General features: G+C 59.6%; 17 protein-coding genes. 15 read left to right on the top strand and 2 right to left on the bottom strand.

Annotation, left to right across the window (positions count from 1 at the left end; genetic code table 11):
* Positions 1-3: 3 nt before the first annotated feature.
* The 3 genes from ACFOTD_RS15865 to ACFOTD_RS15855 all read left to right on the top strand — a co-directional run bounded on the left by ACFOTD_RS15865 (position 4) and on the right by ACFOTD_RS15855 (position 2,345).
* Positions 4-789, top strand: coding sequence for a DeoR/GlpR family DNA-binding transcription regulator (locus ACFOTD_RS15865; RefSeq protein ID WP_378120378.1), 786 nt, complete (start codon positions 4-6; stop codon positions 787-789).
* A 75-nt stretch (positions 790-864) separates the two neighbouring features.
* On the top strand, positions 865-1,728 hold the full coding sequence (locus ACFOTD_RS15860; RefSeq protein WP_378120376.1) for an alkaline phosphatase family protein: 864 nt from the start codon (positions 865-867) through the stop codon (positions 1,726-1,728).
* Between the two features lie 77 nt (positions 1,729-1,805).
* Positions 1,806-2,345 (top strand): NADPH-dependent FMN reductase, encoded by a 540-nt coding sequence (locus ACFOTD_RS15855; RefSeq protein WP_378120374.1) that lies wholly within the window; start codon positions 1,806-1,808, stop codon positions 2,343-2,345.
* Between the two features lie 649 nt (positions 2,346-2,994).
* Here ACFOTD_RS15855 and ACFOTD_RS15850 read toward each other — a convergent pair.
* A complete protein-coding gene (locus tag ACFOTD_RS15850; protein ID WP_378120372.1) occupies positions 2,995-3,117 on the bottom strand; it encodes a hypothetical protein in 123 nt (40 codons plus the stop codon).
* 204 nt (positions 3,118-3,321) lie between these two features.
* On the opposite strand from ACFOTD_RS15850, the gene ACFOTD_RS15845 reads away from it, so the two are divergent.
* Complete coding sequence (locus ACFOTD_RS15845) at positions 3,322-3,693, top strand: antibiotic biosynthesis monooxygenase (RefSeq protein WP_378120370.1); 372 nt, start codon at positions 3,322-3,324, stop codon at positions 3,691-3,693.
* Positions 3,694-3,947: 254 nt separating this feature from the next.
* Positions 3,948-4,988, top strand: coding sequence for a DJ-1/PfpI family protein (locus tag ACFOTD_RS15840; RefSeq protein ID WP_378120368.1), 1,041 nt, complete (start codon positions 3,948-3,950; stop codon positions 4,986-4,988).
* 93 nt (positions 4,989-5,081) lie between these two features.
* Here ACFOTD_RS15840 and ACFOTD_RS15835 read toward each other — a convergent pair whose 3' ends face one another.
* A complete protein-coding gene (locus tag ACFOTD_RS15835) occupies positions 5,082-6,569 on the bottom strand; it encodes a DHA2 family efflux MFS transporter permease subunit (protein ID WP_378120367.1) in 1,488 nt (495 codons plus the stop codon).
* 171 nt (positions 6,570-6,740) lie between these two features.
* Between ACFOTD_RS15835 and ACFOTD_RS15830 the strand changes: the two genes are divergently transcribed.
* The 10 genes from ACFOTD_RS15830 (at position 6,741) to ACFOTD_RS15785 (ending at position 23,790) form a co-directional block, all read left to right on the top strand.
* Positions 6,741-7,637, top strand: a complete 897-nt coding sequence (locus tag ACFOTD_RS15830; RefSeq protein ID WP_378120365.1) for a TetR/AcrR family transcriptional regulator — start codon at positions 6,741-6,743, stop codon at positions 7,635-7,637.
* A 134-nt stretch (positions 7,638-7,771) separates the two neighbouring features.
* A complete protein-coding gene (locus ACFOTD_RS15825; protein WP_378120363.1) occupies positions 7,772-8,512 on the top strand; it encodes a phytanoyl-CoA dioxygenase family protein in 741 nt (246 codons plus the stop codon).
* A gap of 57 nt (positions 8,513-8,569) precedes the next feature.
* Positions 8,570-9,427 carry a helix-turn-helix domain-containing protein gene (locus ACFOTD_RS15820; protein WP_378120362.1) on the top strand — a complete coding sequence of 286 codons (858 nt, stop codon included), beginning with the start codon at positions 8,570-8,572 and terminating at the stop codon, positions 9,425-9,427.
* A gap of 405 nt (positions 9,428-9,832) precedes the next feature.
* Positions 9,833-10,126 carry a hypothetical protein gene (locus ACFOTD_RS15815; protein ID WP_378120544.1) on the top strand — a complete coding sequence of 98 codons (294 nt, stop codon included), beginning with the start codon at positions 9,833-9,835 and terminating at the stop codon, positions 10,124-10,126.
* Positions 10,127-10,556: 430 nt separating this feature from the next.
* A complete protein-coding gene (locus tag ACFOTD_RS15810) occupies positions 10,557-12,767 on the top strand; it encodes a helix-turn-helix domain-containing protein (protein ID WP_378120361.1) in 2,211 nt (736 codons plus the stop codon).
* Positions 12,768-13,074: 307 nt separating this feature from the next.
* Complete coding sequence (locus ACFOTD_RS15805; RefSeq protein ID WP_378120359.1) at positions 13,075-14,631, top strand: extracellular solute-binding protein; 1,557 nt, start codon at positions 13,075-13,077, stop codon at positions 14,629-14,631.
* A gap of 78 nt (positions 14,632-14,709) precedes the next feature.
* Positions 14,710-15,618 carry an ABC transporter permease gene (locus ACFOTD_RS15800; protein ID WP_378120357.1) on the top strand — a complete coding sequence of 303 codons (909 nt, stop codon included), beginning with the start codon at positions 14,710-14,712 and terminating at the stop codon, positions 15,616-15,618.
* Positions 15,612-16,484 carry a carbohydrate ABC transporter permease gene (locus ACFOTD_RS15795; RefSeq protein WP_378120355.1) on the top strand — a complete coding sequence of 291 codons (873 nt, stop codon included), beginning with the start codon at positions 15,612-15,614 and terminating at the stop codon, positions 16,482-16,484. The genes ACFOTD_RS15800 and ACFOTD_RS15795 overlap by 7 nt, the downstream gene beginning before the upstream one ends.
* A 28-nt stretch (positions 16,485-16,512) precedes the next feature.
* A complete protein-coding gene (locus ACFOTD_RS15790; protein WP_378120353.1) occupies positions 16,513-17,781 on the top strand; it encodes a Gfo/Idh/MocA family protein in 1,269 nt (422 codons plus the stop codon).
* A gap of 186 nt (positions 17,782-17,967) precedes the next feature.
* Positions 17,968-23,790 (top strand): DUF4962 domain-containing protein, encoded by a 5,823-nt coding sequence (locus tag ACFOTD_RS15785; RefSeq protein ID WP_378120351.1) that lies wholly within the window; start codon positions 17,968-17,970, stop codon positions 23,788-23,790.
* Positions 23,791-23,976: the final 186 nt, after the last annotated feature.

Below are 23,976 nucleotides of genomic sequence, written 5' to 3'. Positions count from 1 at the left end.
AACATGTCGATTTCGTCGGAAGAACGCAAGCGCGTCATCGTGGACCAGCTCAAGCTGGACGGGCGGGTCAAGGTGCCCGAGCTGTCGCTGCGGTTCGCCGTGTCGGAGGAGACGGTGCGCCGCGACCTGCTTTTTCTGGAGCGCGAAGGGCTGGCGAAGCGCGTGTACGGCGGCGCGGTGCCGAGCAAGCCGACCAACTACGAGCCTCCCTATTTGCAGCGTCAGAAGGAGAAGGCGCAGGAGAAGGAACGGATCGGCCGCGCTGCCGCAGCGCTTATCTCGTCGGGCGACACGATCGCCATCGACGTCGGCACGACGACGCTGGAGATGGCCAAGGCGATCTCGGGCTGCGAGCGGCTCACCGTGCTGACCAATTCCCTCGCCGTCGCCTATCATCTGATGGAGTCGCTGAACGGCGGGCGTTTTACAGGCAAAATTATCGTCATCGGCGGCGAGCTCAATCCGGAGCAGCAGTCGATGTCCGGCACGATGGCCGAGCGGATGATCTCGCAGTTCCGGGTCGACAAGGCCTTCATCTCGGTCGGCGGCGTGTCGCCGAACCGGGGCATCAGCGATTACGATCTCGGCGAGACGGGCATGTCCAGGCGAATGGCGGAGGCGGCCGGGCAGACGATCGTGCTCGCGGACGATTCCAAGCTGAACAAGGAAGCCTTCGTGGAGATCGTCCCGCTGCGGAGCGTCCATACGATTGTCAGCAATGTGGCCGCGCCGCGGGAGTGGACGCAGCTGCTGCGCGCGCACCGCTTGCAATGGACGGTAGCCAACTAAAGGGGAGTACGGGAGATTAATGAAGCGTACAGGAGATTAAAGAAGCGTACAGGAGATAAAAGGAGGAGTGCGTGCATGACCCCATCGTCCCCGAAGCTTGTCGTCGTCGTGCTGGACGGACTAAGATACGACGCCGCGCGCCGCTATCTCGGCTATATGGAGCATCTGGCCGAGCAGGGCGAGGCGGTCTGCCTTAAAGTCAGGTCCGAGCTGCCGAGCCTGTCGCGACCGCTTTACGAGGTGCTGCTGACCGGCACGCCCGCCGCGCAGAACGGCATTACGGCCAACCATATCGCGCGCCTGAGCCGCGAGCGGAGCGTCTTCCATCTGGCGACCGACGCAGGATTGCGGACGGCGGCCGCAGCCTATCACTGGGTCAGCGAGCTGTACAACGCAGCGCCGTTCCAGCCTTTGACGGACCGCCATCAGCATGACGCGGACAAGCCGGTTCAACATGGCGTCTTTTACTTCGAGGACCACTATCCCGACAGCCACCTGTTCGCGGATGCCGAGCATCTGCGCAAGGCGTACGACCCGCATTTTCTGTACGTTCATACGATGAACATCGACGACGCGGGCCACAAGTTCGGCGGCGAGAGCCCGCAGTACGAAGCGGCCGTGCGTGCGGCGGACGGCATGCTGGCGTCGCTCATCCCGGATTGGCTGCTGCGCGGCTACCGCATTCTCGTCACCTCCGATCACGGGATGAGCGCGTCCGGACAGCACGGAGGCACGGCGGCCGAGGAGCGCAGCGTTCCGCTTTATTTGCTGGGCGACGCGCGTTTTATGCTGGAGCGGGGACGCGGCGAGTCCGCCCTGCCGCAGCTGCTGCTGGCTCCGCTCATGTGCCGCTGCCTTGGCATCGCGCCTTCGCCTGCGATGGTCGAGCTGCCGGAAGCGGCTTATACGGCGGCGCCCGCGCTTTCAACGCGTTCCTGACTTGCGATTTTTTGGAATACGCCGGAGCAAATGATACAATGAATTGAAATCTACTTAAGGCCAAGGGAGGAAATCTAATGTTGAAAATCGGCATTATTCTGGGCAGCACGCGCGAAGGCCGCCTTAGCCCGCAGGTAGGCGAATGGGTGAAGGAGCTTGCGGACAAGCGCGGCGACGCCGAATACGAGATCATCGACATCGCCGATTTCAAGCTGCCGCTGCTCGGCGAGCCGGGTCAGGACGCTTCCGGCGCAGCCGCTTGGACGCAGAAGGTCGACAGCTGCGACGGATTCGTATTCATCGTGCAGGAGTACAACCACTCCATCACGGGCGCGCTTAAGAACGCGCTGGATTACGTGCGCAAAGAATGGAACGACAAAGCTGCCGGCATCGTCTCGTACGGCTCGGTCGGCGGCGCCCGCGCGGCGGAGCACCTCCGCGGCATCCTCGGCGAGCTGTCGGTCGCGGACGTGCGCGTGCACCCGGCGCTCTCGCTGTTCACCGACTTCGAGAACGGCTCCGTTTTCAAGCCGAAGGACGTGCAGGCAACCTCCCTTGGGCAGATGCTGGATCAGGTCATTTCCTGGTCTACGGGCCTGAAGACGATTCGCAAGTAATTCTGTACGAATTGCAGCATGTACAAGCTTCCCCCTTGCCGGTCGATCGGCAGGGGGTTTTTGATTTGTGCGGACAAAAATGGCAACATAGGCGATCGGGCGGGCGTTGCTGGCGGTTGCGGGGAGTGCGGGCGGTACAGGGAGTACAGGGAGTACAGGGAGTACAGGGAGTACAGGGAGTACAGGGAGTACAGGGAGTACAGGGAGTGTACGGGCGACGGTTACAGACAATACTGGCGGTTTTGGCGGACAGGCAGTATGGCGCAAGCAACGCAAGCAACGCAAGCGACCCGGGCGATAAATGTCAAAAGGCAGTTATTTCGAGCGGCATCGAGAGCGAGCGGCGGATAGCTGTTAAAAGGCATTTATTTCTGCGCGATAGGGGGAATTACGGCGCTTGAGAGAGAACTAGCTGCCTTTTAACAACTATTTGAGCGTTTACGAGAATAAATGAGGAATTAGCTGCCTTTTAACAACTATTTTGTATCGCGTATCGAAACGGCATGCCGCAACTTCTCAGCGCTACAACTACTCCGCACAGCTACTCCTTACTGCTACTCACGGCCACGCATCTGCCGCCGAAGCTCTCCGCACCAAGCACCCGAGCCGCACTCTCCGCACCCCTCCCGTCGACGCAGCTCTATGCGCCTCACACCTGCGCCGCACTCTCCGCGCCAAGCACCTGCGCCGCACTCTCCGCACCAAGCACCTGCGCCACGCTCTCCGCGCCAAGCACCTGCGCCACGCTCTCCGCGCCACTCCCTGGCGCCACAGCTCTCCGCATCAAGCACCCGTGCCGTACGCACCCGCGCCACTCCCTGGCACCGCAGCTCTCCGCACCATGTAATCGTGCCGCAGCTCTCCCCGCCGCGCACCTGCCGTCGCACCACGCCGCCCCTCGCACCCGCCGCCGTTTGAGCCACGATCTCGCCTTTGCTACAATAGGTACAAAACAAACACGGAAAGGATGTTCGCCATGATCGTCGCTATCAATACGATTAAGATCAAGTCGGGCCATGTCGCCGAGGTCGCCGAGCGCTTCAAAAATCCGAAGGGCGTTCAGCACGCGCCGGGCTTCGTCCGGATGGAGCTGCTGACCGAATCGCTCGAGGAGCATGACGAGCTGAAGGTGTGCACGACCTGGGAGGACCGCGCTGCCTTCGACGGCTGGGTGAACAGCGATGCGTTTAAGCAGGCGCACGCGCATGCCCGTCCGAAGCCGGAAGCGGGCGCCGAGCCCGAGCGGCAGCCGGGCGGTCACGGGGAGCAGGCGCGTCCTGGGAGCGGCATCATGCTGGGGGCCAAGCTGAGCGTCCACGAAGTCGTTTTCGCCTATCCGTCGGCTTGATTTTTAGCATTATGGGACCAGACAGACCGTTTCTCTCGTATGGCGGATCGATGCCGCCGGCCGGAGAGACGGTTTTTTTGCGTTTGCAAAATGGGGCTTCGCCTTATCCGCGTTACCATTTTGTGATGATTCCCTGATCGCCCCGAGACGGATGTGTATCCTTGATCGAGAGATTCGTCCGGTATGATTCCTCTTATGCGGTGCCGCAATGCGGCTGCATCGAAAAACGGAATGCCACCGAGGAGGAACTATCGATGCTGGACGTACAGGTTGCGCTGTTTGACGGCTTTGATCTGATGGATGCCATTGCGCCGTACGAGGTTTTTTTGGCTGCGGAGATGTATGCTCCCGGTTCGCTTAACGTGAAGATGGTCTCCGCCGAAGGGGCCAGAGCCGTGCCGAGCGGCATCAACGGATTAAAAATCGAGGCGAGCGAAAAGCTCGACCCTGAACGGTCCGGCATTATTCTCGTACCCGGCGCGTCCGGCGATGTCGTGGGAGACGGTCCCGACTCCGTCCCGGCTATTCTGAACCGCGCCTTGAACTCGGCGTTAACGGGCATGATCAAGGAGGCGCTCGGGAAAAAGGACGTCATCGTGGCGACAGTATGCGGAGGTTCGTTGATTTTGGCTATGGGAGGATTGCTCGAGGGAAGACATGCCGTCACCAATCATATGGGCATGGGCCTGCTTGGAGCGACCGGAGCGATCGCCGTACCGGCGCGCATCGTAGACGACGGAGACCTGGTGACCGGCGGGGGCGTTACTTCGGGCCTTGACGTCGCTCTGCATCTGGTCGATCGTGAGCTCGGGCCGCAGATTGCGCATGCGGTGGAGCGGCTGTTCGAGTACGAGAAGCGGGGGACGGTCTGGAGACCGCACGGCAACGCGCCGAGAACGAGCGAGCTCTCCCTTCCTGGCGCGGAGAGCCATATCTTATTGAACGACGAGCGGAGGGACGCCGCAGTGGCGAGTCCGGCCGCGGGCCCGTCCGTTTTCAAAGGGGAATGGGATACGACGATCGCGACGCCGATCGGCAAAATGGCCGCCAAACTGCTGATTGCGTCCGTAAATGGAAAGCTGGAAGGTACGGCGACGCAAGGAGAAGAAAAAAGCGAGCTGCTAAACCTTGCGCTTGAGGGAGATATCCTTCGGTGGACGCAGCGGATCACGAAGCCGATGCGTTTGAATCTTGCGTTCGAGGTAAGCGTCTCCGGCGACCGGATGAGCGGTATCGCTAGAGCGGGAATTCTGCCGGCTTCCAAACTGTCGGGCGCGCGGATCGCACGAACCTAGCGAGCAGGACGCCGCCCGACTCATATATACAAAAGAAAGCAGCCGATCGCGAGGATCGGCTGCTTTTCGCCATTCTTAAACGGTCGTACGATATCAGTGTCCGGCCAGCATGCTCTCTTCCGCCCGCGTCTCGCCGGCGCCGCTCTTTTGCGCGGCCGGCTTGATGCGGCGAATGAACAGACTAAGCAGGAAACCGACGATGGCGAAGCTCGAGGTCAGCAGGAAGGTATCGCCGAAGGCGCCGACGGCCGCTTCGAGCGGGTTCGGGCCTTTGTAGGCAGCCATGACCTTGTCGCTGTGCGTGGACAGATAGCCGGTCAGTCCGGCGACCGCAAAGGAGACGATGACCTGCTGCGCCGAGTTGGTAAGCGGCGTAACGCGGCTGACCAGGTCCTTGGGCGCCGTGTTAAGGATGTAGGTGTTCATCGTCATCATCGACAGCCCCATGCCGCAGCCGAGCAGGAACAGGTTCAGCATGATGACGTACAGCGGCCTGTCGAGCGTGATCTGGGACATGATGAGCAGGGCGGCCGATATAAAGATCGTGCCGGTAATGACGATCGGGCGCGCGCCGATCCGGTCGAACAGCCTGCCGCCGATCGGCATGCAGAGCATGGAGCCGAGCGCTTGCGGCAGCAGGATGAGGCCGGTCTCAAGCGGCGTGTAGCCCTTGACTTGCTGCAGCATGAGCGGGAATAGAATGATGGAGCCGAACAGCGCCGCATACAGAATCCAGGACAGGATGATGCCCTGCGTGAACGCGAAGGTGCGGAATACGCGCAGCTCCAGCAGCGGCTGACGGTGCCTCAGCTCGACGATGATGAACAGCAGCAGGCTGACGCCGCCGACGATCAGGCCGGTCAGCGTACGGGCGGAGCCCCAGTCCGAGCCGCCCTCGCTGACGCCGAACGCCAGCATGGCGAAGGCGACCGGTCCGAGGATCATGCCGAGGATGTCGAGGGCCGGCGGCTTCGCGCTTGCGAAGGTCGGCAGGTACCGCCAGGCGACGAACACCGCGGCGACGCCGATCGGCAGGTTGATCAGGAAGATCCAGTGCCACGAGACGTACTCGACAAAGTAGCCGGACAGCACGGGGCCGAGAGCCGGCGCCAGCAGGATCGGGATTCCGAGCACGCCCATGACGGCTCCGCGCCGTTCGGGCGGCGAGATGCGGAAGACGAGCGCCATGCCGATCGGGGCGACCATGCCGCCGCCGAGGCCCTGGATGACGCGGAAGACGACGAGCTGCTCCGTGTTCGTAGCGAGCGCGCAGAGCGCGGAGCCGAGCGAGAACAGTACGATCGTCGCGATGAAGATGCGCTTGGAGCCGAACTTGTCGGTCATCCAGCCCGCGAGGGGAATGACGGCCGACAGCGCCAGCGTATAGCCGGTGACGGCCCACTGCAGATGATGCAGCGTCGTTCCGAAGTCGCCGACCAGCGTCGGGATCGCGTTGTTGACGACCGTCGTGTCAAGAATAACCATAAACATGCCGATAATAACGGCGAGAAGCGGCGGCAGCAGCTTGAGCAGCGAGAAGGGCGCTGCGACGTCAGGCGAAGCCGAACGCGAATTTGCCATAATGATTCCATCCTTTCCAAAATAGCGGACCCAAACCTTGACGGAATCCTGATTTTCCGTTAACGTTCTGACTATACAGTTTTAATAAAAACCGGACAGTCATAAAAGGCTACAGGCCTAGTTTTATCGTGTTGGGCAACTTTTGTCAATCCTTATTTTTCAGGAGGACCTATGAGTATTCTCAAAAACAAAATCGTGGAGTCGGCCGAGCGGATGTTCGCGGAAAAGGGCTACGAGGCGACTTCCATTCAGGATATCGCGGACGACTGCAGCATCGCCAAGGGCTCGCTGTACAAGTTTTTTCCGTCCAAAGAGGACCTGTACATCGAGATCATGGAGGCGCATTTCACGCGGATCATGGAGGAATCCGAGCGGATCCGCGAGCGCACGGAGCTGTCGCAGCGCGAGCTGTTCGTCGAGGAGATCCGCCATCAGCTCGACTATTTCTATAATCACGGCTTGTTCGTGGCCAATTCGTTCAAGGAGAAGCCGCCGATCTCCAGCGACAAGCTCGGTCCCATGCTCTTCCGCAAGCGCGCCAGGCTGATCAACTTCAACCGCGGCGTGCTGCAGCGCCGCTATGGGGAGGCGCTCGAGCCGCATATCTGGGATGCGGTCATGATGCTGAACGCGATGGGCAAGGAGTATCTCCACCTGATGAAGACATCCGCCAAGCCGCTCTCGATACGCGCGCTGGCGGCCTATTTCGCCGACCGTATGGACGATCTGGTCGCAGGTCTTCTCGCGCGGAACTCGGAGCCGATGCTTACGGCCGACCTGATGAAGGAGTTCGAGTCCGAGCAGCCGGAGTCGCTGCGGGAAGCGATCGAGCGCTGCGGCGCCCTGGTCATCGAGCAAGCGACCTCTATCATCCGCGAGCTGAGCGTGCCCAACGCGCGCAAGCGGGAGCTGGAGCAGATCGTCGAGCTGCTTCGGGAGGAAGGGGAGAGGGAGGCGCCGCGGCGTTTCCTCGTCACGGCGCTGCTGAACGAGCTGGCGACCGAGCACGAGCTCGCGCCGTATGCGGCCAGGATGCGCCGTTGGGCGGAGCAGCTGCTTCAGGTTTAGGGCCGCTCATTCGAGGCCCATAAACGGAGCATGATAAGATAAGCATACTTTTGGTTATCTTATGACGAGTAAGACAACGGCCGGGCGATCTATAATCGGTACTGCAACGACAAGAACCGAGGAGGAATCCGCTCATGACGCAGTCCGTATTGTCCGACAACGAAGTCGCGTTTTATCGCAACGAAGGTTATTATTTGCATAAGAAGCCGCTGTTCCCCCCTGCACGCATGGCGGAGCTGACGGAGATCTTCGAGGATCAGCTCGCCCAGAAGGGCTCAAAGCTGTCCGACGAGCTGGATACGCCGCACTTTCGCGACGAGCGCCTGCTTTCGTTTTTGATGAGCGACGAGGTGCTGGATTTGGTCGAGCCGATCATCGGTCCGAATATCGGGCTGTGGTCGAGCCACTTTATTTGCAAAGATCCGCGCGTAGGACGCGCCACGCCGTGGCATGAGGATTCGGCATACTGGGAAGGGCGGCTCAGCTCTTACGACAAGATCGTGACCGTATGGCTTGCGATCGACCGGAGCAACCGGGAGAACGGCTGCATGCGCGTCATTCCCGGCACCCACAGGGGCGGATTCTCCGAGTACGAGGACATCGATGCCGGACGCAATCTGTTCCCGACGCAAATCAAGGGCCAGGTTGACGAAAATAAGGCGGTTTACTTCGAGCTGGAGCCGGGCGAGTGCTCGCTCCACGATTCGCGCATCATCCACGGCGCCGAGCCCAACACGAGCCCGTACAGACGGTGCGGCTATACGATGCGCTACTTTTCCACCGAAGCCCGCGTCTATCCGGAGCGCAATCCGGGCTTCAAGATCTGGCTCGCCCGCGGCAAGGATGTCGCCGGCAGCCCGTTCGTTAACGTATAAGGCAGGCGGCGAGCCGCGTTGAAGAGGCTCGTTGAAGAGGAAACGGAGGCGTCCTGCATGACCATCCATCGAACCCGCGAGCCGGATCGGCTCACGAATCGCGATCACATGCACCGGGCGCTTCCTTTTCGTCTGTACGTGCACGAGCTGTCGGGCGACGTCGACGTGCACTGGCACGAGTTCTTCGAGCTCGGCTTCGTCGTCTCCGGCGCGGGCCAGCACGTGCTGAACGGCCGGCCGGCCCCGCTGCGGCCCGGCACGCTGTTTTTGCTGACGCCGGCGGACTTTCACGCGCTATACAAACCGGCCGGCCCGCCCTGCGTCCACTACAATCTCATCTTCTCCGACGAGGCGCTGCGGGACGAGCTGCGAGCGCTGTTGTTCGTCCCTCGCACGGACAGTCTCGTCGTTCAATTCGAAGAAGCGGATGCAGCCCGGATCCGCGCCGAGTTCGAGCGCATCGAGACGGAGCTGCGCCAGGGGCAGCGTCCGGGCGCCAGCCTGATCGTCCAAGGGACGATCGAGCGGATCCTGGTCGAGCTGATCCGTCGCGTCCCCTCCGAGTCGGTCCGCCAGGCACAAGAGCATGGCGGCGACCAGGCGGTCAGACAGGCCGTCGCCTATATGCAGATCCACTTCCGCGAGCCGCTGACGCTCGAGGCGACCGCCGCGCAGGCCCATCTGTCCCCCAACTATTTCAGCCGTCGCTTCAGGGAGCTGACCGGCATGACCTACCAGCGCTTCCTCCAGGATTTGCGCCTTCAGTTCGCAAGCGCCTTGCTCAAGGTGTCGCGGCTGCCCGTCACAGAGATCTGCTTCGCTTCCGGCTTCAATACGCTGCCCCATTTCGAGCGGGCGTTCAAGGCCGCCTTCGGCCACTCACCCAGATCCTATCGCAGAACGGCCGAATACTGATTCGGCCATTGAACCAAAAGCCTGCGTCCGTACATCTTTTTTCAACCAGCCAGTGCGATCGGATGAAATACATGTAAATATGCAGGTAAATTCAGCGTCTGCATGGGTAATCGGTTTGCGATCGTGAAAAAGATGTATTTCTGCATCTTTTTTCTCTTAGATGGTTAATTTAGGAGATAAATGATGTATATTTGCAGCTTCTTTAGACCTGGAGAGCGCAAGTTGGCAGATGCTTCGTCCAGTTTGCCGGAGCGGCTCCCGATGGGCAATCGATAGGCGCTATGTGAACCGTCGGGCGATTTGCCTTGACGGTTTCTGCGTTACCGACTTGTAACTTTGGCGGAATACGGCAATAATGGAGTATCGTTAAAAATTAGGAGTGGTCGTTTGAAAAAGCAAAAACCGATGTCCATGGAAGAATTGCTGAAAGACTTGCAAGGCCAGCGTACGTTTCAAGAGGATCCGAACCATGTCTCGCTGGATAAGCTGTTCAACGAAGCGTTCATGAGCAAGTACACGAACTTCGACTCGTTCCCCGCGTTTCTCGAGAAGGGCAACTTCCAGGTTTACTCCCACGAAGACATTAAAAATATTCATGAAGAGCTGTGGGAGCGGCACGTAGCCAGGGAGACCAAGTTCGCCGACTGGAAGACGATGCTCGACAAGGCGAACAAAGAGTACGCAGGACAAAAAGCGTAAACCTCGGCAACCGGCCCAAGGCCCCGCGGAGTTCCCCTTCAGCGCTTCTTACGTCAAGCGGGAACTCCTGCATGCAGGCGTGTACATCCATCCCTTCCCAGCCATCCCTGTTTTATTATTAAATATCGATCGAATGCCGGCGAGAGCGGACGGTACCGCTGTCGTTTAATTGCGCTTTCTTCACGAAATCGTATAAAGACATAAAAAAGATTTGTCTCGAAATGCCCTGGGCTATTATGATGGACATAGGTCGTTTGCATCAGCACCGCAGCTTCAAGACAGCTTCAACGCAACTATATCCCAATTCGATCGTGTAAATGATACCGCTTGGCAGCTGAATCCGTTTCGATGGACATAATTTATTGGCAGCTCCCGCGACAGCGTTTACAAGGCGCCCGGGCGATCAGACCAAACAGACAGGATGATCATCATGAAGCTCCAGCCGCTGCGTTATTTTCGCAATTTCTCGACGACGCTCTTCCTTCGCCTGATGGCGGGCTTCTTGAGCATTATCGTTCTCCTCGTATCGCTGACCGCGTATGCGCTGTCCGTCTCCAAGAGCAACGTTCGCGGAGAGATCGTCAAGTATAACACGCTCATGCTGGACACGTCGATGGAGAATTACGAGAAGCATTTCGACATTATTCGCAAACAAATGTACCTTTTCATGTTCAGCGATCATGTTCAAAAGCTGCAGCGCGAACCGCGTTACTCGGACTTTGGCGCGATCGTTACCGATATCCAGACGCAGGTGTCGAACTCGAACTTGTATATCGCCGACATCGTGCTCTACTCCAAGTCCCACAACTTCGTCATCGACAAGTCGGCGAGCACGACGCCGGACAATCTTTTTGACGTGTTCATGGCCGGAGATCGATATCCCAAGTCCTTCTGGGACCGGCAATTCGATGAGAGCTACACCAACCAGACCTTTCCTGCGGATCGCTTTTATTCCGACGTATTTACCGGCAGGCAGGAGGTCGTAGGCGATTATATCCCCATGATTTTCAAGCGCGCGGACAACCGAGACTTTTATATGGCGGTCTTCCTTGACGCGAACCGTATGTACGAGGCGTTCCACCAGTCGCTGAACGATGACTTTATCATCTACAATTTCGAGGGCCAGACGATTTTCGAGCGCTCGGATATCGGCAAATTTCCTGCGCTCGCCAGTCTCAAGTCGCGGACCGGGAACGAGTTCGTCATGGACAACCGCTATCATTTTTTCAGGACAAGCATCAGCGGAAGGACGTACATGCACCGGCTGCCCGTCGCGCAGATCGCTTCCCAGACGCGACTTAATCTGACGCTCGTCGTGCTCGTGGTGGCGGTCGTGCTGCTCAGTCTTGTCATGGCGCTGCTGCTGGCCGCCCGCATCAACAATCCGTTCAAGCGGCTTGTCGACTCGATACGGGGCGCAAGCGACGAGGAGCCATACAGATCGAGCATCCGGGAGTTCGACTTGATCGGCAGCCAGCTGCAGGACAAGAACAAGCTGATGAGGCAGTGGGCGTTCATTCATATGCTCAAGGACATACGGGGAAGCGGCCGCGAAGCCGCAAAGCTGGAGTTCACGGACAAGCCGTTTGCGTTCGTCCTGTTCCAGGTCGTCGAAAAGAAGGGCGCGAGTTGGGACGACGGAACGTTCAGCAGCTGGTTGTATTATATGAAGGTATTTATCGAGGACAAGCTGAACCGCGTATTCCCCGACGCGCTGACAAATCAGGTGGAATACAACCAGATCTTAAGCCTGGTGTTCATCGATCGGCTGGAGACGCTGCAGGAGCTGCTGCAGGAGATGAAGACGGTGTTCGACCAGGACCGGGACAGCGGTACGATCACGATCGCCGTCACCTCGATCTACGATCGCTCCGACCAGATCAGCGCCGCCTACAAGGAGGTGCGGGAGCGGATCGACGATCGCGGCCTCGTCGACGAGACGCAGATCGTGACGTCCTCTTCGAGCCGGGAGACGGAGATTGCCTTCTCCCAGGAAGAAGAGGCCGAGTTCAGGGCGAATCTGCGAGAAGGCAACGGAGAGGTGCTCGAGCGGCTCATGGAGCGTTTCTTCGCGAAGCAGCGCGACCGCGAATTGACGGCGGCTGCTTGGCTGGAATTCGCCGAGTCGCTGACGGAGCGAATCCGAAGCACGGCAGCCGATCAGCTCGGCGCGCCGGCCGCGGACGTCATTATGGAAAACGCGGAGCAGCGCATCGAAGGCTGCGTCACGATGGAGGCGCTCGAGCTTCTGCTGCTCGATTGGATACGCCGGACGGCGGCGGAGATCGACGGCAAAAAGGACCGCAAGGATACGGTGACCACGTTCGTTATGAACTACGTGAACGAGCATCTGGCGGAGGAAATCTATCTCGATGCGCTTGCGGAAAAGCTGAACCTGAGCAGCGGTTATTTGTCGACTTACTTTAAAGACAAGACGGGCAAAAACTTCGTCGAGTACGTGAACGAGACGCGAATCAAGGAGGCGGCGGCCATGCTCGTGAACGGCCGCTCCAAGATCCAGGAAGTGGCGGAGGCCGTCGGCTATCGCAACATTGCATCGTTTAACCGGATGTTCAAGAAGTATACGGGCCTTAGGCCCAGCGATTATCGCAAAAGCATGCAAGGCGCTTCGGGGGAATGAAGCAGACGGCGGCAGGAAGCGGGAAAAAGCCCGCCCTGCCGCCGTTTTTGACTGTTGAAGCCTGTTTCTTTGCCTGTTTTACGGAAAGCTAATACTTTTTTAATATGCCTCGAAAAAAGTACAATTTTTAAAGACAACCGATTATTTACCGGGCAGGCCCGGAGCGCCTACGATGAGAGCAAGCCAAAGGATGGCCGGGGAGATGCCGGGCCGGACCGAACGGCAAGCAGCATGCGCAAGGCCATTTAATCGCAAGGCAACTTGCAAGGCAACTTAAGACTACATTCGAAAAGGACGGGGTGTCGGAATGAAATCGTTGAAATGGACATGGGCGGCCGCGGCGGCGGTCGCGCTGACCGTAAGCGGATGCGGCAACAACAATAACAATGAGCCGGCCGCAAGCTCATCTGACGCAAGCGGAGCGAGCCAGTCGGCATCGGCAACGGCGAGCGGATCGGCAAGCGCGTCGGCTGCATTGCCGGAGCCGGCGAAGATTCGCATCTTTACCGAAAACAATACGGCCTGGCCGCCCAAGCCGGACTGGGGCGTATGGAAGTGGGTCAAGGAAGAGACCAACATCGACGTCGAGCAAGTGCTCGCGACCGGCCCGGAATCGCTGGCGCTGGCCGTCTCTTCGGGCGACATGCCCGACGTGCTGTCCGTATTCCCGAACGACGTTCAGAAGTTCGGCTCCCAAGGCGCCTTCGAGGATCTGTCCAAGCATCTGGACCAGATGCCCAACGTCAAGGCGTTCCTCGACAGCCACCCGGACGTCATGTCCCGCGTGGTGTCGCCGAACGGCGAGATCTTCAGCATCATCAACGACGGCGCGGGCGAAGGCAGCCAGATGGTCTGGTTCTACCGCGACGACATCTTCCAAAAGAACAATCTCGAAGTTCCGAAGACGTGGGACGAACTGTATACGGTGGCCAAGAAGCTTAAGGAGATCTACCCCGACAGCTATCCGTTCCTGTTCCGCCACGGCCTGAGCACGCTCGATACGTTCGGACCTTCCTTCGACGTCTACCCGGAATTCTATCAGGATCCGGCGGATCCGACCAAGATGAAGTTCGGTCTCGAAGACCCGAACGCCAAGACGATGGTAGAATGGCTCAACAAATTCGTGAAGGAAAAGCTCATCCCGCCGGACTGGCTGACGATGGACTACAAGGCTTGGACGCAGTTCATGTCGACCAACAAGGCGTTCGTCACCGTCCAATTCATCGGCCAGATCGAGATCATGAACAGCCAGCTGACCGAGGGCCACCTGCAATTCATGGCGCCTCCGATCGGCGCCGGCGACAAGCCTTACCTGCCGAAGGGCGGCCAAGAGGGCTACGGCCTTGCCGTCGCCTCCACGTCCAAGAACAAGGACGCGGCCTACCGCTATCTGGACTACATCTTCTCCGAGAAGGGCAAGGACATCCAGAGCTGGGGCAAGGAAGGCGAGACGTACACGACAGTGGACGGCAAGCGCAAGTTTAACGAAAACTACAAGGAAGCGAACGACCTGCGCGTGATCTCCGGCATCCAGACCGCCGCGACCTACGGCTGGTTCGACTTCAACGCCTGGCTCTCGCTGGTCAAGCCGGAAGAGCAATACGCTTATGTCGAGGCGCCGAAGTACCGGTTCCCCGTCGCCTACAGCCGTCCGAACCTGACCGCCGACGAAGCGGCAGCGCTCTCGACGTCGAACGACCAGCTATGGAAGTTCTGGACGGGCGAAGTCACGAAGTTTATCAACGGCGACCGTCCGATGAGCGAGTGGGACGCCTTCCTCAAGGAGCTCGGCAAGCATGATCTCGAGAAGGTCCGCACGACGTACCAGACGGCGCTCGATCGTCAGCTCGCGAATACGAAGTAAGCAACGATAGCAAGCAGCGGGGCCGTGCGTAGATGAAGCAGTGCACGGCTCCGTGCTTTTCCCGAAAGGAGTAACGCCATGAAGCAATCCGTCCTTCACCGCATGAAGCGCGACAAGGTGTATTTGCTGCTGCTCTTGCCCGTGCTGCTCTACTATCTCTTGTTCCACTACGTCCCGATGTTCGGGATCGTAGTCTCCTTCATGGACTACAACCTGTTCAAGGGCGTCTGGCACAGCCCATGGGTCGGGCTCAAGCACTACCGGATGTTTTTCAGCAATCCCGACGCCTGGCTTATTGTCCGCAACACGCTCTTATTGGGTTTATATAAGTTTATTTTCGCCTTCCCGGCGCCGATCGCGCTGGCGGTTTTGTTCTACGAGATGCGCTGGAAGAAGTTCAGGCGATTCGTGCAGTCCGTCAGTTACCTGCCTTTCTTCCTCTCGAGCGTCGTATTGTCCAGCATCATGATCATGCTGCTGTCCCCGAGCACAGGGTGGATCAACAAAGCCATTCAATCCTTCGGCTTCGAGCCGATCAACTTCCTGCAGCGGCCCGAATGGTTCCGGACGATCTATATCGCGTCGGACATCTGGCAGATGACGGGCTACGGCACGATCATCTTCCTCGCCGCGCTCGCGGCCATCGATCCCCAGTTGTACGAAGCGGCCCGGATGGACGGCGCGAACCGTTGGAAGCAGACGGTTCACGTGACGCTCCCGGGCATCATCCCGGCGATTGTCATCATGTTCATCCTGAGTATCTCAGGCATTATCAATATTCCGTTCGACAAAGCGTTCCTGCTCGGCAACCCCGGCAATTTGGACACCGCGGACATCATCTCGACCTACGTTTACCGGATCGGCATTCTTGGCGGCGGCATGAGCTACGCTACGGCGATCAATTTGTCCTTGGGACTTGTCACCATGCTGCTCGTCTATTTAACGAATGTCGCAAGCCGCAAAGTGGGGGAGACCAGTCTATGGTAAGGACAGGAAAAATCGGCGTATTCGACGTCGTCAACTTTTTGCTGCTGCTATTCGTCGCGGTCGCCATGGTATTCCCATTCTTGCATATGGCTTCCGTCGCGATCAGCGCGCCGGAACATGTCGTTCGCAACGAGATCAGTTTCTTTCCGAGGGGCCTGCAGTTCGACGCCTTGAGAGCCGTCTTCGAAGACAATCGGCTGTGGATCGGCTACCGCAATTCAATCGGCTATGTCGTCCTGGGTCTCTTCATATCGATGTCTTTGACGATTATGGGCGCCTACGCGCTTTCGCGCAGGGGACTCGTTTTGTACAAGCCGATCATGCTGTATATCGTATTCACGATCATGTTTGCCGGAGGCATGATTCCGTTCTACCTGACCGCGCGAGCCTACGGACTCATGGATACGATCTGGGCGGTCGTACTGCCCAATGCGGTCAATACGTACAATCTCATCGTCATGCGTACGTTTTTCTCCGGGATGCCCGTCGAGGTCGAGGAATCGGGACGCATCGACGGCTTATCCGACTTCACGGTGCTCACGCGCATCGTGATGCCGCTGTCCTTGCCGGTGCTGCTGACGATCGGCATGTTCTATACCGTCGCGATCTGGAACGACTTCCAGAGCGCGCTCCTGCTGATCCGCAATCCAAACCTGTTCCCGCTGCAGCTCGTCATCCGCAATCTGGTCGTCGTCGGACAAGCGGGCGACGTGCTCGAGGCAACGACCAAGGACGGCCACAAGGTCATTCTCGAATCGCTGAAATATGCGATTATCCTGCTCGGCTGTTTGCCTGTCCTGATCATCTATCCGTTTATTCAGAAGCACTTCGAGCAAGGCGCCATGATCGGCTCCGTCAAGGGCTGATCCAAAGCGTCAAAAGGAGTCCGACATCATGAAAACCGTAACGGTTGCCGTCATCGGCGCCGGTGGAAGAGGCAGGGAGTATGCCCAATACGCGCTGGATCAGCCCGGAGAGCTGCGGATCACCGCCGTGGCCGAGCCTGACGCAATCCGGCGCGAAGCGTTCGCCGATCTGCACGGCATCGATCCGGCCATGCGCTTCGACAGCTGGGAGGCGCTGCTCGCAAGGCCTCCCGTCGCGGACGCGGTCCTCATCTGCACGCAGGACCGGATGCATTACGATCCGGCCGTCCAGGCACTCACCCTCGGCTACCACGTGCTGCTCGAAAAGCCGATGTCCAACGACCCCGGCGAATGCGCGAGGCTCGGCCAATACGCGGAGCGCACGGACCGGGTGTTCGCCATCTGCCACGTGCTCCGATACACGCCGTTCTTTTCGACCGTCAAGCGGTTGCTTGACGAAGGGCGGATCGGGGATCCGGTCACGATCGACATGATCGAGAACGTCGGCTACTGGCATCAGGCGCACAGCTTCGTCAGAGGCAACTGGCGCAGAGCGGAAGAGTCCAATCCGATGATCCTGGCCAAGAGCTGCCACGATCTCGACATTCTGGTCTGGCTGGCCGGCGCGGACTGCGACACGCTGTCTTCCTTCGGGGGACTCAAGCATTTTACCGAAGAAAACGCGCCGCCGGGCGCGCCGTACCGCTGTCTGGACGGCTGCCCGTTCAGCGACGAGTGTCCTTACTACGCGCCCGATATTTACCTGAACAACGAGGATAAGGTCTCGGAGCGGATTCTTCGCGGCGCGATCAGCCACGACACGAGCGAAGAGGGCGTGCTGGAGGCACTGCGCACCGGTCCTTACGGCAGATGCGTCTATCGCTGCGACAACGACGTCGTCGATCACCAAGTGGTGGCGATGGAGTTCGCCAACGGCATCACGGCGACGTTCACGATGACCGCCTTCACGACGGACGGGGGCCGCACGCTCAAGATTATGGGAACCCGGGGACAACTGCGCGCCCACATGGCTAAAAACACCATCGAGATTTCCGACTTTAAGACGGGACGCGTGGAAACGATCGATCTGGCGTCCACCGGGCTGAATCACGGCGGCGGTGACCTGGGCATCATGCGCGACTTCACGCGACTCGTGCGAGGGGAGGGGGACGGAGCGAGCTTATCTTCGGCAGACGTCTCAGTGCAGAGCCATATGATGGCGTTCGCGGCCGAGCAGTCCAGGTTGGAACGAAAGACGATACCGATTCGGGATTTGATCGCTTCCGTTAGCATTTAATATCGGCGGCGGCTCTCTAAGGAGAGCCGTCCTTTAAGCGATGCAAAAAAGTAAACGCTTACAGTAATTGGAATCGAAAAACGGATGACCAAATTCGGGTCGAAAGGGATGAAAGGTGTGACGATTTACGGGAAGTTAAAAAAGCAAACCGCTCTTGTACTAGCTTTAACGATGCTGCTTGGTTTATTGAATCTATGGCCGTCTGCCGGCTTGACGCCGCAGGCCGCGGCGGCCGACTCCGGCTGGCCGGCCAATGTGCTAGGCGGCACGAACATGCCTTTCCGGCCGACGGAGTCCCTCGTCACCACGCAGAACCCGCCCGATTTCAGCTGGCCGTTCGTGTCCGAAGCGGACAAGTACGAGTTGGAGGTCAGCCGCGACACGTCGTTTTCGACGGTCGCGCACGAAAATGACGCCATCAAGGTCAACTTCTACAATTTCCCCGAAACCTTCGATGCCGGCACCTGGTATTGGCACGTCCGCTATCACAAGGCTGACGACACTTGGTCGGAGTGGAGCACGACGCGCAAGTTCCGCATCGATCAGGACAACGTCGCGTTCGCGGTGCCGCCGATCGAATCGATCATGAGCAGCGTCTACACGACGCATCCGCGCATCTGGACGACGCCGGACGAGCTGGCCGCCTTCCGCGACCTCAAGCTGACGGGCAACTCCAAGACCGTGTTCGACCAGACGGTGACCGCTTACAATGCCAGCGCGAGCAAACCGCTGCCGGCGGCTCCGACTTTCCCTTACATGAACAACGAAGTGCCGACGAACAGCGACGCATATGTGGCTGCGCAATTGGTGCTGAAAAATTATTCCGAGACTGCGGTTAGCGATATGCAGAACGCCGCATTCCTCTATCTTGTGACCGGCAATGCCACGTACGGCAACCGCGCCAAAGCGCTGCTGCTGAACCTGGCCACCTGGGATCCGAACGGCGCGACGAGCTATCGCATTCACGACCAGGTGCATCGCTCCATTGCCTATCGCTCGGCGATCGCGTACGACTGGCTCTATCCGCTGCTGTCCGAGAGCGACAAGACGTCGGTACGCAGCATGATCAAAGCCCGCACCGACACGCTTGTCCAAAATTACCTGAGCAATAACGGCTTCTACAAATTCCCTTACGACTCGCACGGCTGGACGATCGTCGGCTATATCGGCATCATCGCGACCGCGATGCTGAACGAAATTCCGGAAGCGGCCGACTGGTACAGACTGTCCGTGCCGCTGTTCATCAACGTGCTGCCGCCGTGGGGCGGCGAGGACGGCTCCTGGTCACAGGGCACCGGGTACTGGCAGTGGTCGTCCGGCTCCAACAAAGAGCTGATGGACGTGCTGCTGAGCTCGGGTGCGATCGATCTGTACAAAAAGGCATTTTCGCGCAACGAGGGCCTGTATCCGCTGTATATGTTCCCGCACGGCAGCCCGAACGGCGTCTTCGGGGACGACTCCCAGTATTCGCCCGGCGCGCCGAGCACCAGTCTGCTGACGCGTCTCGCCGATATTTACGACGATTCCCGGTTGAAGTGGGAAGCGGAGGCGATCGGCGCCAAGTCGTCCGGTCTGACGGACTACTTTTACCGGGCCGATGACGTGGACAGCCAGCCGCCCGTCGATCTGCCGAAGGGCATCTGGTTCCCGGATACGGGCGCAGTCGCGATGCATTCGGAGCTGTACGAGACCGACCGAACCTCGCTTTATTTCCGGTCGAGCCCTTACGGGACGTACAACCATACGATGTCCGACCAGAACTCCTTCGTCGTCAATGCATTCGGCGAGTCTCTGGCCGTAAAAGCCGGCTATTACGATTTCTACGGCAGCAAGCACCATTCCAATTTCACCCGTCAGACCTATTCTGCCAACGCCATTACGTTTGACGGACGCAAGGGGCAGGGGAACGACGATATCTCGGCGGACGGTAAAATTCTCGGCTTCGTCACGAGCCCCGACTTCGACGCGACGAGCGGCGACGCCACCGCAGCGTATAAAGGCGGCTTGTCCAAGGCCGTACGCCATATCATCTACGTGCGTCCGGACGTCTATGTCGTCATCGACGACCTGGCGACGACGAAGGACGGCGGGTCCCAGTTCGAATGGAACCTGCATGCCGACGACAATCTGACGATGGATCCGACGGGCACCGGCGCGACGATCGCCAAGGGCGACGCGAACCTGAAGGTGCAGTTCTACGGCCAGGAGGCTCAGAGCTATCGCACGACCTACGAGACGAAGTATCTGGGTCCCGACGGCGTATCTTATCCGCCTACGGGCGCATTCTCAGGCAAGTCGCAGATTCACGCGGCGTTCATCACGCCTAGAGAGAACCAGACGAAGATGATCGCGACGATGGCGCCGTACAAGCGCGGCGATGCGCCTGCGAAAGTAACGTCGACGGAGTTCGCGAACTACATGAAGCTCGCGTTCGAGGACGGCACGACGGTCTATGTGCGCAAGACGGACAGCGGTCTGATCGACACCGGCGCGGACGGCGTGCAGTTCGACGGCGCGGCCGCCGCAATCAAGGGCGACTCGGCATTGCTCGTCGTCGGCACCAAGCTCGTCAACGACGGCGTAACGCTGATCGACAGCAATAAGGCCGCGACGATCTCGTACGGCAGCGATCAGCTGTCCGTATCCGCACAGGAAGACGCGCAAGTGACGCTGGCTGCGACGGGTCTGACCCAGGTGCGCGATGCCGGCAGCGGCAGTGCGATTCCTGCCGGCGGCAGCATTCAGGAAGCGCTCGACAACCGCGGGGTCCAGTGGAGCTTTGCGGACGACAAGCTCGCGATGAACGTCGAAAAGGGCCAGCACGCGTTCAAGCTGAATGCCGCGCCGCTGCCGGGACCGCTCGGTACGGTCACGCTGCAGACGGAGATCGACGGCGTGCCGGGATCGGTGACGCTACAGGCGTACCGCGATGTGAACGGGGACAGCGTAGCGTGGGGCAATCTGACCAATGCGCAGGGCTTCTATCAAGTGGTCGAAGCGCCGGCGGGCTTCTCGTTCCAGAAGTACGGGAAAATCGCAAGCGGCCTGATCGACGCCAACGCCTCGATCCTGCTGAAGGGCGATACGGGCGTGGTGAAGCTGACCAACATCGGCTCGGGCGATCCGCTGCAGACGGAGCAATATGTGAAGCCGGACGATACGCGCCAGACGATGGGCATCGAATGGCAGGAAGCCGAGCTGTACACCGAGTGGAAAGGCACGAAGCAGCCGACCGTATACGACACCCGTCCGTTTCTGTCGGGCGGCAAGGGCGTGAGCAACTGGGATGCGCTCGGCGTATCGCTCAAGTGGAAGCTGAACGTGCCGGAGGACGGCGTCTATGACTTGGTCGTGAAGTATGTGGCGGGCTGGGACGTGACGACGCCGGATACGAATTCGATCCGGTACGTGAAGCTGGGCAACGAAATCAATTATTTTAAAATTCCGAAGACCGAGAGTTTCGGCGGGACGCCCGAGCAGTGGCGCGGATTGCGCATCAGGACCGGCGTGCAGCTGTCCGCAGGCGTCGTCGACCTGACGATGTATCACGCGCTCGGCGGCATGAACCTGGACTGGATCGGCCTCGTCAAGGTGGGCGACGACGAGATTCGTCCGAGCGTGCCGACCGGCCTGAAGGAAGTCTCCCAAGGAGACGGCGAGATCATGCTCGGGTGGGAGCCGTCCACGGACAACGCGGAAGTTAAATCTTACGAGATCATCATGGACGGCACGAAAGTGCTGACGGTGCCGGCCGACAAGACCGAGGCCACGGTAACCGGACTGGCTTCGGGACAAGAGTATGCCTTTATGGTGAAGGCGGTCGATACGAGCGGCAACCGTTCCTACGTTGCGCCGGGCACGCAGCCGCTGCGCATCCTGAAGGAGGATACGATCCCGCCGGTATGGGGCGAGAATGCGGCCGTTCATACGCAGTTCCTCTCTAGCGACATGGTCCGGCTGACCTGGGAGCCGGCGGTCGATAATGCGGGCAAGACAAGCGGGTATCAGGTGTACCGCGTCGAGGACTCGGTTATGTCGGTAGTCTATGCGACATATAGCACGACCGTCGACATCGGCGGCCTGCAAGCAGGAGGCACCTATACGTTCAAGGTCGAAGCCAAGGACAATCAGGACAATGAAACGGAGGACGGACCGGATGTCACCGTCACGGTGCCGGAAGCCGTCAACATTCCGGTATACGACAACTTCGACAAGTGGCCGGTCGGCGAGGTCGAAAACGGCAGCGGCTGGGAGTATGTGAAAACGGGCGGCTCGTCCGTAAGCGTCGCTGCAATGCCGGAGGGCGGCAACGCGCTCGTGGCGCTGGACAACTACTTCCCGGCTACAGATCAATATGCGTCGTCTCCGGTGCTGCGGAAGATCATCCCGAACACCGGCGGCGGCAAGCTGACCGTCGAGACGCGGACGATGTTCTCCAAGGTGGACCATGACGTCGGCAACTACCTGTTCGATCTGAGCGGCAACGGCAAAATCTTCGCCGGCTTCGTCGGCTTCTCGGACGGCGGCATCGGCTTTCAAAAGATGGTGAACGGCGTTCAGACGAACATCCGTCTGGCGGAAGGCTACCAGCAGCCGAAGGACAAGTGGATGACGATTCGCTGGGACATCGATTTCGACGCCAAAACGTACGACCTGATCGTTCAGGAAGAAGGGCTTAAAAACTACGGCGGCCTGCCCGTCGCCGGCGGCGAAGTGGACCGCGACACGGGAACCTACCGCGTCAACGGCATTCCGTTCCTCGACACGAGCGCGACGCTGAAGGGCTTCGAGATGTTCCGCTTCTGGGCCCAGCGGTTTACGGGCAAATACTCGTTCGATTACGTGGCCGTTTATCCGACGGACGCGGTCAAGACGAGCCTGCCTGCGCCGAAGCTGCGACTGGATTCGCAGACGGCCGACTCGGCGACGCTTGCCTGGGACGGTTCGTCCGATCCGGCGGTGAAAGCGTACGCGATCTATCAGGACGGGACGCTGAAAAAGAGTATTCCGGCCGGCACGAATAAGGCTACGCTGACGGAGCTGGCGCTCGGCACGACTTATGCGTTCGCGATCCGGGCGGTCGACCAGACCGATCAAGCGTCGCCGGAGGTTAGAAGCCTGAGCGTGCTGATCGACGGCACGAACCCGGAACCGTCGACATCGCCGGAGCCGTCGACGTCACCTGAACCGTCGACATCGCCGGAGCCGTCGACATCGCCTGAACCGTCGACATCGCCGGAGCCGTCGACGTCACCTGAACCGTCGACATCGCCGGAGCCGTCGACATCACCCGGCCCCGTGACGACGAATCCGCCGGCTTCGACACCTACACCGACGCCGACGCCGTCCGCGACACCGACGCCAACACCGTCCGCGACACCGACGCCAACACCGTCCGCGACACCGACGCCAACACCGTCCGCAACGCCTACGCCGGCACCTACATCGGGCGCCGCCATCTTCAAGGATGTCGACGCCAAGTACAGCTGGGCGGACGAAGCGATCGGCACGCTCGCGGCTGCAGGCATCATCCAGGGCACGGCCGAATCGACTTTCGATCCGGCCAAGCCGATCACGCGCGCGGACTTTATGACGCTGCTCGTGCGCATGCTGGACCTTGAGGCGGACGTGGACGGCGCCGACAACTTCGCGGACGTTCGACCAAACGATTATTTTTACAACACGCTCGCCGTCGTGAAGAAGCTGGGCATCGCCAACGGCGTAGACGGCACCAACTTCGATCCGCATGCGGAGATCTCGCGTCAGGATATGATGGTGCTGATCGCGAGAGCGCTGCAGATATCCGGCAAGCTCGACTTGACGGGCACGCCCGCGGATCTGACCGCGTTTAAAGACGGGGGCGCCATCTCCGGCTATGCGAAGGAAGCGGTCGCCGCCATGGTCGGCGCCGGCATCGTCCAAGGCAGCGGCGGACAGCTGAATCCGGATGCTTCCGCGACGAGAGCCGAGACCGCAACGATGCTATACCGCATTTTTAAGCAGCTGTAGAAGGCATCGCGTCTTGAACAGTTAGCCTTAAAATTGCGCTTAGCCATACTTCGAACAAGGTGCACCGATCGGTTCCGTCAAGGGCTGATCTTCACGCATAGGAGCGTTTTTTCGTCCGAATGGGCGAGAGCGCTTCGCAATCCCGGCCGAAGGGCGTCGCCTCTATGGCGGCGTCCGTCCGGCAAG

Source organism: Cohnella sp. GCM10012308 (genome assembly GCF_042649185.1).
Lineage (GTDB): Bacteria > Bacillota > Bacilli > Paenibacillales > Paenibacillaceae > Cohnella.
Note: the sequence above shows the minus strand (reverse complement) of the source record. Positions and strands in the feature narration are given on the sequence as shown.